5 protein-coding genes are annotated in these 14,469 nt (G+C 65.2%); all 5 read left to right on the top strand.

The genetic code is table 11. The features are described 5' to 3' along the window. Positions 1–20 precede the first annotated feature (20 nt). The 5 genes from rfbC to ACYVM5_RS04445 all read left to right on the top strand — a co-directional run bounded on the left by rfbC (position 21) and on the right by ACYVM5_RS04445 (position 14,458). Positions 21–572 (top strand): dTDP-4-dehydrorhamnose 3,5-epimerase family protein, encoded by a 552-nt coding sequence (rfbC, locus tag ACYVM5_RS04465; protein ID WP_460616941.1) that lies wholly within the window; start codon positions 21–23, stop codon positions 570–572. A gap of 107 nt (positions 573–679) precedes the next feature. After that, complete coding sequence (locus ACYVM5_RS04460) at positions 680–2,038, top strand: NAD(P)H-dependent oxidoreductase (RefSeq protein WP_460616940.1); 1,359 nt, start codon at positions 680–682, stop codon at positions 2,036–2,038. 50 nt (positions 2,039–2,088) lie between these two features. Further along, positions 2,089–3,306, top strand: coding sequence for an ATP-grasp domain-containing protein (locus ACYVM5_RS04455; RefSeq protein WP_460616939.1), 1,218 nt, complete (start codon positions 2,089–2,091; stop codon positions 3,304–3,306). A 102-nt stretch (positions 3,307–3,408) separates the two neighbouring features. Continuing rightward, positions 3,409–8,070: an InlB B-repeat-containing protein gene (locus tag ACYVM5_RS04450; RefSeq protein WP_460616938.1), complete on the top strand. Its 4,662-nt coding sequence runs from the start codon at positions 3,409–3,411 to the stop codon at positions 8,068–8,070. Between the two features lie 40 nt (positions 8,071–8,110). After that, positions 8,111–14,458, top strand: a complete 6,348-nt coding sequence (locus ACYVM5_RS04445) for an InlB B-repeat-containing protein (protein WP_460616937.1) — start codon at positions 8,111–8,113, stop codon at positions 14,456–14,458. The last annotated feature ends 11 nt before the right edge of the window (positions 14,459–14,469 follow it).

The raw sequence follows: 14,469 nt of genomic DNA, 5'->3' as shown, positions 1-14,469 counted from the left end.
TCAACCTTGCTTTTAATGCGATGAAATTTACTGAAACCGCCCTTGCAGGGGCCTTCATTATCGACGTGGACCGGCTGAGCGATGAGCGCGGCTTTTTTGCCCGTTCCTGGTGCGAAGACGAGTTTGCCGCCCACGGCATTGCCATGCCGCCGCAGCAGGCCAACCTGTCCTTCAACCCGCGCCGGGGCACGTTGCGCGGCATGCACTACCAGCTGGCCCCCTACGAAGAAACCAAGCTGGTGCGCTGCACCCGGGGCGCCATTCTGGATGTGATAGTGGACCTGCGCGAGGAGTCGCCCACTTTCGGCCAGTGGATAGGGGTGGAGCTGACGGCCAATAACTACCGCATGCTGTTTGTGCCCGGCCGCTTCGCCCACGGCTTCCTCACCCTCGAAGACAACACCGACGTGTGCTACCAGGTGTCGGCTAAGTACACGCCCGGGGCCGAGCGCGGCCTGCGCTGGGACGACCCCGCCATTGGCATCCGCTGGCCTTTCCAGCCCCTGCTCATTTCGGCGAAAGACCAGGCGCACCCCGATTTCCAGGGGCTGGCCGTGCCGATGGCAATGTAGCCTGGGCGCTGCGAGTCCGTGCCCGCCGGCACAATACATAAGCTCTCTTGCGCGGACCCGCAGCGTCCGCGCCACAACCCTGCTTTTCTCATCTTTCCTTCTGCATTATGATACTTGTTGACAATGCCCTCAAGAAACGCCAGCAGGCCGGCCAGCCCATTCGGGTGGGCATGGTGGGCGCGGGCTTTATGGGCCGGGGCGTGGCCCTGCAAATCTGCCGCTACGTGCCCGGCATGGAGCTGGTAGCCATCGCCAACCGCACCATTGAGCAGGCCCGGCGGGCCTACCACGAGGCCGGCGAGCTGGTGACCAGCGAGGTTAGCTCGGTACACGCGCTGGAGGCTTGCATCCAGCGGGGCGAGCGCGCCATCACCGACGATGCGCTGCTGTTGAGCCGCGCCGAGGGCATCGATGCCATCATCGAGGTGACCGGGGCAGTGGAGCACGGCGCGCACGTGGTGCTGGAGGCCATCCGGCACGGCAAGCACGTGGTGCTGCTGAATGCGGAGCTCGACGGCACGGCCGGGGCCATCCTGAAAGTGTACGCCGACCGCGCCGGCGTGGTGTACACCGTGAGCGACGGCGACCAACCCGGCGTGACCCTCAACCTGGCCCGCTTCGTGCTGGGCCTGGGCGTGAAGCCGGTGCTGTGCGGCAACATCAAGGGCCTGCACGACCCCTACCGCAACCCCACCACGCAGGAGGGCTTTGCGAAGCAATGGGGCCAGAACCCAAGCATGGTGACGAGCTTCGCCGACGGCAGCAAAATCAGTTTCGAGCAGGCCGTTATCGCCAATGCGCTGGGCATGGAAGTAGCCCGGCGCGGCATGTACGGCCCCACCGTGGCCCCGGGCACGCCCATCAGCAAGGCCGCCGAGTGGTACCCCACCGAGCGCCTGCTGGATGGCGGCCCCGGCATAGTGGACTACGTGGTGGGGGCCGAGCCCGGCCCCGGCGTGTTCATCCTGGGCATGCACGACGACCCCATTCAACAGCACTACCTCAAGCTCTACAAGCTGGGGCCGGGGCCGCTGTACTGCTTCTACACGCCCTACCACTTGTGCCATTTCGAAACACCGAATTCGGTGGCGCGGGCGGTGCTCTTTGGCGATGCCTGCCTGGCCCCCGCCGGGGCCCCCAAGGTGGAGGTGATTACGGCCGCCAAAACCGACCTGCGGGCCGGCGACACCCTCGACGGCATCGGCCACTACATGACCTACGGGCTGGCCGAGAATTATACCACCGCCCGCGCCGAAAACCTGCTGCCCATTGGCGTGGCCGAGGGCTGCCGGCTGCTGCGCGACATTCCCAAAGACCAGGTGCTGACCTACGACGATGTGGCGCTGCCCCCCGGCCGCCTCATCGACCAGCTGCGCCGCGAGCAGGAAGCTTATTTCAACCCGCCCGTGCTGGCGGCCACCGCCGCGCCGCTCCTGCCCGCCGATTTTGCCCTGGCCAACCTTTAACTCAGCCCCGACTGCCTTTTTCTTCCCGATTACCCCGAAGCCTCGTCGCCATGAATCCCACCCTGGTTGAGTTTCTGAAGCACTCCGACCCACTGTCCACGCGGCAAAACGCCCCCGCCACGGCTCCGGCTGCCACGCCGGCCCCGCCCGCCCCGCGCCCGGCCACGGCCCCGCTCACGGTGCTGGTGCTGGAGGGCGAGTACCGCCTCACCGGGGCGGTGCTGTTTTGCCTGAGCCGGCAGGCCCGGGTGCGCGTGCACTTGCTGTCGCGCGATGCGCGGAGCCCGTACCGGTTTTCGAGCTACGTGCACTCCTTCCATCTGCTCTCACCCGATAGCCCGGAAAACGTGTTCGTGGCTTTCATCCAGAACGCGGCCCGGGCTACCGGAGCCGAAGTGCTGCTGCCGGTGGACGTGGCCGGCATGCGCTTCGTGATTGCGCACCGCACGGCCCTGGCGGCGGCCACGCACCTGCTGCCGCTGCCGGCCGCCGCGTACTACGAAATAGCCACCGACAAGGGCCTGCTGGGCGCATTCATGCAGGAGCACAACATTCCCGCGCCCGATACCATCGTGGACATTCGGCACAACCTGGCGGCCAAGCTGGCGCAGTTTGCTTTTCCGGTATTGCTGAAGCCCATTGAGGGCGCCGGTGGCCGGGGCATTGTGCGCTACGCTTCGCCCGAGGCGCTGCTGGCCGCGGTGGCCGCGCTGCCCGATAGCAGCCGCTACGTCATCCAGAACTGCATTGAGGGCTACGACATCGACTGCAACGTGCTGTACCAGAACGGCCAGCTCATTGCCCATTCCATTCAGAAGGGCCTGGTGGCCACCGGCGACGAATACGCCCCCACCGAGGCCATCGAATTTGTGCACCACGACGCGGTGCTGGCCGTGGTGGACCGCCTGATGAAGGCCCTGCGCTGGAACGGCGTGGCCCACCTCGACCTGCGCTACGATGCCCGTACCCAGCAAATCAAGGTCATCGAAATCAACACCCGCTTCTGGCTCACGGTGGTGGGCTCGGCGCTGGCGGCCGGGGTGAACTTTCCGGTGCTGGCCTGCCAAGTGGCGGCCGGACGGGCAGTGGCCCCCGCGCCGTTCCGGGAGGGCCGCTACATCCCGTTTGCCAACTACCTCAAGTACCGCTACGGCCGCCGCGAGCGCCGGCCCGATGACGTGCGGTTTTCGCTGCGCGATACCAGCGTGGGGGCTTTTCTGGGCGACCCGCTGACCAAGATTTACCGCTTCCTCACCGACGAGGACTAGCCCGTCATCCGGCTGCGGCCGGGCCTTGCGACGGCCATCGACACCTATTCATTTTTTCATCCATCTCACGCTTATATCCGATGCAGTTGCACCCTTTCCGTCATGAAAAATGTTTTTACAGTTATCATTTGCGCGTTGCTACTGGCAATCGGCCAGCCGCTGCGCGCCCAGACGCCGCCTGCGGGCTTCACTTCTACTGTTGTCTCCTCGGGTTGGAACGAAGCCGTCGGCTTCACCTTCAATAGCACGGGCAGCAAGATGTTTGTCTGGGAGCGGCCAGGCAAAGTGTGGGTGGTGGTGAATGGCCAGCGCCAGCAACTGATTGACATCACCGATGAGGTAGGGGCCTGGGCCGACCACGGCCTGCTGGGTTTCGCGCTCGACCCCAACTTCAACACCAACGGCTACATGTATTTGCTGTACGTGGTGGACCGGCACTACCTGTTGAACTTCGGTACAGCCAACTACGACCCCACGGCCAACGACTACTACAGCGCCACCATTGGGCGCATCACACGCTACACGGCCACGGCCAGCGGCACGGGCTACACCGTGAACCCCGCCAGCCGCAAAATCCTGCTCGGGGCCACCAAAAGCACGGGCATTCCCTCAACCCACGACGGCCACTGCACCGGCTCGCTGGTGTTTGGCACCGACGGCACTTTGCTGGTATCAACCGGTGACGGGGCCCACTGGGCGCCGGATTTAGGCAGCTACAACGAAACCTACTACGCGGAGGCGCTCGCCGATGGCATCATCTCCGCCAAGGAAAACGTGGGCGCCCTGCGCGCCCAACTGGTAGACTGCCTAAGTGGTAAAATCCTGCGCCTGGACCCTGCCACCGGCAACGGCGTGCCCAGCAACCCCTTCTACGACGCCGCCGCCCCCACCGCCGCCCGCTCCAAAGTGTGGACGCTGGGCCTGCGCACGCCCTTCCGCATGAGCCTGCGGCCCGGCACCGGCAACCCCGACCCCGCCCAGGGCAACCCCGGCACGCTCTACGTGGGCATGGTGGGGGCCTCCACCTGGGAGGAAATCACGGTAGTGGACCGCCCCCGCGTGAACCTGGGCTGGCCGATTTTTGAAGGCCTGACGCCCTATCCGGCGTTCACCAACTCAAACGTGTATAACCGCGACGCGCCCAACCCGCTGTATAACACGGGCGGCTGCACCAAGCAGTTTTTCTACTTCACGGACCTCATCAAACCAGCCACGCCCACGGGCACGGCCACGTTCACCAACTCGTGTAATACGTCGCAAACGATTCCGGCCAGCATTCCCACCTTCGTGCACACCCGGCCGCTCATCGACTGGGCGCACAGCAGCACCGGGCCGGCACGCACAGGCACGTTCAGCGGTAGCACGCCCACTACCACCAACATTGGGGCAGCGGGCTCGCCGGTGAGCGGGCCGCAGTTTGGGGGCAATTCGGTGACGGGCGGGGTTTTCTATCCCTACACCGACTTTCCGGCTCCCTACGCCAACTCGTATTTCTTCGGGGATTACGTGGGCGGCTGGATAAAGAACATGACGGTGGATGCCGCGAACAAGCCCAGCGTGGTGCGCAATTTCGTGGACAGCGGGGCCGTGCCGGTGTTCTTCGGCACCAGCCCGGGCGAAACGGGGCTGTTCTACGTGAACTTTTACCCGTCGGAAATCCGCAAAATCAGCTACGTGACCACGGCCAGCCCGCCGGTGGCGGTGGCGACTTCCAACAAAACTTACGGCCCCGGCCCGCTCACGGTGCAGTTCACCGGCAGCGCGTCCTCGGACCCGAATGGCGGGGCCTTGACCTACCTGTGGAACTTTGGCGATGGCACGGCCACGAGCTCGGCCACCAACCCAAGCCACACGTTTTCGCCGGGCACGTCGGCCCCCACCAACTATACTGTCACGCTCACCGTGACCAATCCGCAGGGCCTGACCAACCAGGCCACCATCCAGATTTCGGCCAACAACACTCCGCCGCAGGTCACCATCACGAGCCCGGCCGCGGGCACGGTGTACCCGCTCACCGGCAACACCACTTATCAGCTGGCCGCCACCGTGACGGATGCCGAGCAGAGCGGCCACCTGCTGTTCTACAAGTGGCAAACGGTGCTGCACCACCTCACGCACCAGCACCCCGACCCGGTGGATACCACCCGGGTGACCAACACCATCATCGGACCCTACGGCTGTGGGGCCGAAGCCTATTATTATACCGTTTCGCTGACTGTGACCGATGCGGGCGGCCTCTCCACCACCCAGCAGGTGCGCCTCGACCCCGATTGCACCACGCCCAGCTTCACGCTGGTGGATGCCGACGCCGCTACCGACGTCGACATTCAGCCCCTGACCAACGGCGCGATTCTGAACCTGGCGAACCTGCCCAACCGCAACCTGAACATCCGGGCCAATGCCGACCCGGCCACCACCGGCAGCGTGGTGTTTTCCCTCACCGGTCCCCAAGCCCAGGCCGTGACGGATAACGCGGCCCCCTTCGCCCTGTTCGGCGACGCGAACGGCGACTACAACCCCTGGAAGCCGCCGGTGGGCAACTACCAGCTCACGGCTACCGGCTACAGCGGGACCAATGGCAGCGGCACCGCCCGCCCGCCCCTCACGATAAACTTCACGGTGACGGATTCGAACCCGCCCGGACCGTTCACGCTCACAACTGCTACCGTGGGCAGCGGCACGGTGACGAAGAACCCGAACACGGCCACCTACGCCAGCGGCTCCACCGTGAGCCTGACGGCGACGCCGGGGGCAGGCTTCACCTTCACGGGTTGGAGCGGCGATGCTACGGGTAGCACCAATCCGCTCACGGTGACGATGAATGGGAATAAGAACATCACGGCCACCTTCACGGCCACCACGGGCGGGGGTTACACGTTCTACCGGGCCATCAACCTGGGCGGGCCGGCCCTGACGCTGGACGGCAACGCCTGGGGCGGCTCGACGGCGGCCAATTATTCGACCAACGGCTCGGCCTTCGCCAACCAGGCCGTGACGCTGATTCCGGCCACCGACGCCACGCGGGCCGGCATGATTCGGGCGGCCGTGTTCGGGCCGGGCTTGAGCGTGACGCTCTCGGCCGTGCCGGCGGGTAGCTACCAAGCCTACCTCTACGTGTGGGAAGACAATAGCCCGGAAACCGTCAATCTGTCCCTGAACGGGCAGGTGGTGCGGGCCAACTACAACACCGGTCCGGCCGGCACCTGGGCGCGGCTCGGGCCCTACAACGTGACGCTGGCAGCCACGGGCAGTGTGGCCTTCACCAGCACGGGCGGCTGGCCCAACTTCTCGGGCGTCGAACTCTGGCAGCAAACCGGCGGCACGCCCACCACCTACACCCTGGCCACGGCCACGGTGGGCAGCGGCACGGTGACGAAGAACCCGAACACGGCGACTTATGCCAGCGGCAGTGCGGTGAGCCTGACGGCCACGCCGGCGGCGGGCTTCCAGTTCAGTGGTTGGAGCGGCGACGCCACGGGCAGCACCAATCCGCTCACCGTGACGATGAACGGGAATAAGAATATCACGGCCACCTTCACCGCTATTCCGCCGACCACTTACACGCTCAGCACCAGTACTGTGGGCACGGGTTCGGTGACGAAAAACCCAAATGCCGCGACTTACGCCAGCGGCTCAACCGTAAGCTTAACAGCTACCCCGGGAGCCGGCTTCACCTTCAGCGGCTGGAGCGGCGATGCCACCGGTACTACCAACCCGCTCACCGTTACGATGAACGGGAACAAGAGCATCACGGCCACCTTTACCGCCATTCCGCCGACCACCTACACGCTCACAACCGCTACCGTGGGCAGCGGCACGGTGACGAAAAACCCGAACACGGCCACCTACGCCAGCGGCTCGACGGTAACGCTCACGGCTGCGGCCGGCGCGGGCTTCACCTTCACGGGCTGGAGCGGCGACGCCACGGGCACCGTCAATCCCTTGTCGGTGACGATGAACGGGAATAAGAACATCACCGCCACCTTCACGGCGACTTCGGGCGGCGGTTACACGTTCTACCGGGCCATCAACCTGGGCGGGCCGGCCCTGACGCTGGACGGCAACGCCTGGGGCGGCAGCACGGCGGCCAATTATTCGACCAACGGCTCGGCCTTTGCCAACCAGGCCGTCACGCTGATTCCGGCCACCGACGCCACGCGGGCCGGCATGATTCGGGCGGCCGTGTTCGGGCCGGGCTTGAGCGTAACGCTCTCGGCCGTGCCCGCCGGTACTTATCAGGCCTACCTCTACGTGTGGGAGGACAACAACCCGGAGACAATTACTTTGTCGCTGAACGGACAGGTCAAGCTGAGCAACTACAGCACCGGCCCGGCCGGCACGTGGGCGCGGCTCGGGCCCTACAACGTGACGCTGGCAGCCACGGGCAGTGTGGCCTTCACCAGCACGGGCGGCTGGCCCAACTTCTCAGGCGTCGAACTCTGGCAGCAAACCAGCGCTCCACCCGCCAACAGGGTCGTGAGCCAAACGCTGGCCGGGAACACCTCCAACTCACCCCTGGCCGTGGCTTACCCCAATCCGTCGCCCAACGGGCACTACCGCCTGCTGCTGCCAGATACCTTCCAGGGGGAGGTGCGCTACCGGCTGATTTCGGTGCTGGGAGCCACGCTGGCCAGCGGCACGCTGCCGGCCGGAACCACCGCGGCCGAGCTGGATTTTGCCCAGCCGCTCTCGGGCACCAGCCTGAGCTACCTGCTGCTCGACGACGGCAAGCTCACGGCCCGCCTCAAGCTCGTGCGCCAATAAGCGCCTGGCTCTTCCATTCACCCGGTAAATCTCCAAGGTCATGAAAAGCATGCTCTGCATTTTCCTGTTCATTCTGTTGGCGTTTCCCAAGGTGGGGATGGGCCAGAGCGTGACTTTTTCCACCACCCGGGGCTTCTACGATACCCCGTTTCAGCTCACGCTGAGCACTAACCTGGCGGGCGGCACCATCCGGTACACCACCGATGGCTCGGCCCCGACCGCAACGGTGGGCACCGTGTACGCGGGCGCTATTTCGATTACGACCACCAGCGTGGTCCGCGCCCTGGCCTACAGCGGCGCGGCCACCACGCCGGTGGCCACGCACTCGTACTTTTTCCTGAACGATGTGATGCAGCAGCCCAAGAACATTGCGGGCTGGCCCAATAACACCTACGAGCTGGGCGCGGGCACCGCTACGGCCGTGCACGACTACGAAATGGACCCCAACGTGGTGAACGACCCCGCCTACAGCGGCCAGGTGCGCACGGGGCTGCTGTCCATTCCCACCATGTCGCTGGTGCTGAACAAGGCCGATTTCTGGGATTTGTACGACGGCGAATCAACCCACCCCACCTCGGTGGAAATGCTGTACCCTGACGGCACGAAGGAGCAGTTCGACTGCGCCCTGGAGCCGCACAGCCACGACCGGCTGAAACGCTCGCTGAGCCTGTCGTTCCCGACCACGACCACCACCAACATGTTCCGGAAGGCCCCCTTCAACACGGCGGCCGTCACCAATTCCTTCAAGGATACCAAGATTGTGCTGCGTGCGGGCAATAACCGCTCCTGGGCCCGTAACTGGAACCCCGACCGCACCTGCTACACCCGCGACGAGTGGTACCGGCAGTCGCAGCAGAGTATTTCGGGCCTGGGCGGCCGGGGCACGTTCGTGCACCTCTATGTAAACGGCTTGTACTGGGGGCTTTATAACCCCGTGGAACGCACCGATGCCGGCATGCTGGCCAACTACTACGGCGGCAGCTCTTCCGACTGGATGGCCCTGGACCCCGATGGCGTCCGCAGCGGCGACCCCACCCGGTTCAACTTCCTGACCACCACGCTCATCAACCAGGACATGACCGTACCGGCCAACTACGCCCAGCTGAAGCAGTACCTCGACGTGACCCGCTTCTGCGACTACCTGATAGTGACCTGGATGACCGGCATGACCGACTGGCCCGGCAACAACTACCAGGCCGGCAACCGCAACGTGCCGCCCGGCCCGTTCTGGTACAACACCTGGGACTGCGAATGGTCGTGGGACACCACCAACGGCTCGAACCTGGGCGCGTGGGTGCACCCCGAGTTTCTCAACAACACGACCGGCACCAACACCATTGCCAAAATATGGCACGCCGCCCGCCGCAACCCCGATTTCATGCAGCTCTTCGCCGACCGCGTGTACCGGAACTGCTTCAACAACGGCGGCCTCACCGATGCCGCTTCCCGCGCCCGCTGGGCGGCGGTGAACAACTACATCAGCACGGCCATCGTGGACGAGTCGGCCCGCTGGGGCGACGCCCTGGGCGACGGCACCACCCGCACCAAAAACGGCTACTGGACCCCTGAAATCAACCGCGTGGACGCGCTGATGAACGGCAACGTGAACCGCTTCATCTCGGCGCTGGTGGCCCAGGGCTACTACCCTTCGCTCGCGCCGCCCACCTTTAGCCAGGAGGGTGGGGCAGTGGCCCCCGGCTTCCAGCTCACCATCACCAACCCCAACGGCGCCGGCACCATCTACTACACCACCGATGGCACCGACCCCGAAGCCGCCGGTGGGGCGCTGGGCAGCAGCGCGGTGGCTTACGCCGGCCCGTTCACCATTTCGGGCAGCCAGGCCGTGAAAGCCCGTGTGCGCAACGGCAGCGCCTGGAGCGCCCTGCACGAAGCCCCGTTCACGATTTCGGGCCAAATCACCGGCTTGTTTATCAACGAGTTTATGGCCAGCAACACCAAGCTGGCCGACGAGTTCGGCGAGTTTGATGACTGGATTGAGATTTACAACTCGGGCACCCAGCCCGTGAACATCGGCGGGCTCTACATCACCGATTTGCTCACCAACCTCACCAAATTCCAGATTCCGACCACCAATTCGGCCCTCACCACCATCCCGGCCAAAGGCTATATCCTGCTCTGGGCCGACAGCCAGCCCGCGCAAGGTCCCCTGCACCTCAACCTGGGCCTGAGCAAAGGCGGCGAAGCCATCGGCCTTTCGCAGATGATAGGCACCACGCCCACCGCGCTCGATTCCTACACGTTCGGGGCGCAGACGGACGATGTTTCAACGGGCCGCTTCCCGGATGGCAGCAGCACGTTCCGGCAGTTCACCGCGTCCACGCCCGGCAGCGCCAACGTCATCAACTTCAAATCCAATCTGTTTATCAATGAGTTTATGTCCGTCAACACGACGTCCATCACGGACCCGGCCGGCGAGCACGACCCCTGGATTGAGGTCTACAATAACAACACCACGCCCGTCGACATTGGCGGCCTGTACCTGACCAATACCCTCGGCAACCCCTCTTTTTATCGCATCCCAACTACTGACCCAACGCAGACCACCATTCCGGCCAAAGGCTTTCTGGTGCTTTGGGCCGATAACCAACCCGCCCAGGGCGTGCTGCACGCCGGCTTCCAGCTGAATGCGGGCGGCGGCCAAATCGGCCTGGCCGACATCGTGGGGCCGGATGTGTCCATCATCGACTCCACGCGCTACGGCGCGCAGCAGGCCAATATCTCGCGCGGCCGTTACCCCGATGCCAGCAAGCAATTCAAGTCGTTTGCGGCCCCCACGCCGGGCGCTACCAACACGGTGCCGGCTGTCACGGGCTTGTTTATCAATGAATTCCTAGCCAGCAACACGACTATTCCCGACGAGTTTGGCGAGTTCGATGACTGGATTGAGATTTATAACAACAACACGACGCCCGTGGACATCGGCGGCTTCTACATCACCGATGACCTGACCAACCCCGCCAAGTATCAGATTCCGACCACCAACCCGGCCCAGACTACCATTCCGGCCAAGGGCTTCCTGCTGCTGTGGGCCGATGACCAACTGGCGCAGGGCGTGCGACACATCAGCCCCAAGCTCAGCGCTGGTGGCGAGCAGATTGGCCTGTACCAGCCCAACGGCACCACCGTGACGGCCCTCGATACCTACACTTTCGGCGCGCAGGTATCCGATGTATCGGTAGGTCGGGTGCAGGACGGCGCGGCCACGTTCGTGAGCTTCACCACGCCCACGCCCAACGCCACCAACAACGGCACCGCTACCAACCCCCCGCCCACCGCCAACGCCGGGCCTAACCAAACCATCACCCTGCCCACCAGCAGCGTGGTCCTCAACGGCTCGGGCACCGACGATGGCACCATCACGGCCTACGCCTGGACGCAGCAGAGCGGCCCCAACACCGCTACCCTGAGCGGGGCCGGCACGGCCACTCTCACGGCCAGCGGCCTGGTGGCGGGCAGCTACGTCTTCCGCCTCACCGTGACCGATAACGGCGGGGCCACCGGCACCGCCCAGGCCACCATCACCGTAAATCCGGCCACCACTGGCCCGCAGGTCGTCAGCTTCACGCTGATAAATGCCACCAACGGTACCGATATCCAGACCATTGCGGCGGGCGCGACGCTGAATCTGGCCACGCTGCCGAGCACCAGCCTCAACGTGCGGGCCAATACCAGCCCGGCCACGGTGGGCAGCGTGGTGCTGGCCCTGAGCGGCGCGGCCACCCAGAACCAGACCGAATCGAATGCCCCGTATGCCCTGTTTGGCGACAATGGCGTCGGCACCTACAACCCCTGGACGCCGCCCGTGGGCAGCTACACGCTGCTGGCCACGCCCTACAGCGCCGCCAGCGGCGGGGGCACGGCCGGCACGCCGCTCAGCATTTCTTTCAGCGTAACCAACGGCGGCACGCCTACCACCTACACCCTGACCACGGCCACGGTGGGCAGCGGCACGGTGACGAAGAACCCGAACACCGCCACCTACGCCAGTGGCTCGACGGTGAGCCTGACGGCCACGCCGGCGGCTGGCTTCCAGTTCAGCGGCTGGAGCGGCGATGCCACGGGTAGCACGAATCCCTTGTCGGTGACGATGACGGCCAATAAAACCATCACGGCCACCTTCACCGCCGTGGCTGCTACTTACACGCTGACCACGGCCACCGTGGGCACCGGCACGGTGACGAAGAATCCGGACGCCGCCACCTACGCCAGCGGCAGCAGTGTGACGCTCACGGCCGCCCCTGCGGCGGGTTTCACCTTCACGGGTTGGAGCGGCGATGCCACGGGCACGACTAACCCGCTCACCGTCACAATGACGGCCAATAAGAATATCACGGCCACATTTACGGCCACCACGCCGACGAATTACACGCTCACCACCAGCACCGTGGGCAGCGGCTCGGTGACGCCAAATCCCAACCAAGCCACTTACGCCAGCGGCTCGACAGTGAACCTGACGGCCACGCCAGCCGCTGGCTTCACCTTCACGGGCTGGAGCGGGGACGCCACGGGCAGCACCAATCCGCTCACCGTGACGATGAATGGGAATAAGAGCATCACCGCCACCTTCACAGCCACCACGGGCGGCGGTTACACGTTCTATCGAGCCATCAACCTGGGCGGCCCGGCCCTAACGCTCGACGGCAACGCCTGGGGCGGCAGCACGGCGGCGAATTATTCCACCAACGGCTCGGCCTTCGCCAACCAGGCCGTGACGCTGATTCCGGCCACCGACGCCACGCGAGCGGGCATGATTCGGGCGGCGGTTTATGGGCCCAACCTGAGCGTGACGCTTTCGGCGGTGCCGGCCGGCACGTACCAGGCCTACCTGTATGTGTGGGAGGACAACAGCCCCGAGGTGATTAACCTCTCGCTCAACGGGCAAAGCGTGCGCACCAACTACAACACCGGCCCGGCCGGCACCTGGGCGCGGCTCGGGCCCTACAACGTGACGCTGGCAGCCACGGGCAGTGTGGCCTTCACCAGCAGCGGCGGTTGGCCCAACTTCTCGGGCGTCGAGCTCTGGCAGCAAACCGGCGGCACGCCCACCACCTACACCCTGGCCACGGCCACGGTGGGCAGCGGCACGGTGACGAAGAACCCGAACACCGCCACCTACGCCAGTGGCTCGACGGTGAGCCTGACGGCCACGCCGGCGGCTGGCTTCCAGTTTAGCGGCTGGAGCGGCGATGCCACGGGTAGCACGAATCCCTTGTCGGTGACGATGACGGCCAATAAAACCATCACGGCCACCTTCACCGCCGTGGCTGCTACTTACACGCTGACCACGGCCACCGTGGGCACCGGCACGGTAACGAAAAACCCGAACACGGCTACCTACGCCAGCGGCTCAACGGTGACGCTCACGGCCGCGCCGGGGGCGGGCTTCACCTTCACGGGTTGGAGCGGCGATGCCACCGGCACGACCAACCCGCTCACGGTGACGATGAACGGGAATAAGAATATCACGGCCACCTTCACGGCTGTGGCCACGACTTACACGCTGACCGTGAACACCGTGGGGACGGGCTCGGTGACGAAAAACCCGAACGCGGCCAGCTACGCCAGTGGCACCAACGTGGTGCTGACGGCCACGCCGGGGGCGGGCTTCACCTTCACGGGCTGGAGCGGCAGCGCCACGGGCAGCACCAATCCGCTCACGGTGGCCATGACGGCCAACAAGACCATCACGGCCACCTTCACGGCCAGCGCCGGGCAGCAGCTCACCGGCTACATCCTGGTGAATGCGACGAATGGCACCGACATCCAGCCTTTGACGACGGGCGCGACGCTGAACCTCAATTCCTTGCCCAGTCGCAACCTCAACGTGCGGGCCACCACCAGCCCGGCCACGGTGGGCAGCGTGGTCTTCGCCCTCAGCGGAGCCCAAACCCAGAACCAGACTGAAACGACGGCTCCTTACGCCTTATTCGGCGACAACGGGGCGGGCACCTACAACGCTTGGACGCCGGCGGTGGGCAGCTACACGCTCACGGCCCGGCCCTACACCAGCGGCGGGGGTGGGGGCACGGCCGGCACGCCCCTCACCATCACCTTCAGTGTGACCAACGCAGCGGCCCGCGTAGCCGCAGCTACCAGCAGCAGCAGCACGGCCCTGGTTCCGGCCGAAGCCTACCCCAATCCATCGCCCAACGGGCACTACCGCCTGCTATTGCCCACCGACTTCCAGGGCGAGGTGCGCTACCGGCTGATTTCGGTGCTGGGGGCCACGCTGGCCCAGGGCACGCTGCCGGCCGGGGTGCGCACGGCCGAGCTGGATTTCGCCCAGCCGCTTTCGGGCACCAGCCTCAGCTACCTGCTGCTCGAGGACGGCCACCGCGTCGCTCAGCTCAAGCTGCTGCGGCAATAATCCCGGCTGTT

This window comes from Hymenobacter ruber, from assembly GCF_054783255.1.
Note: the sequence above shows the minus strand (reverse complement) of the source record. Positions and strands in the feature narration are given on the sequence as shown.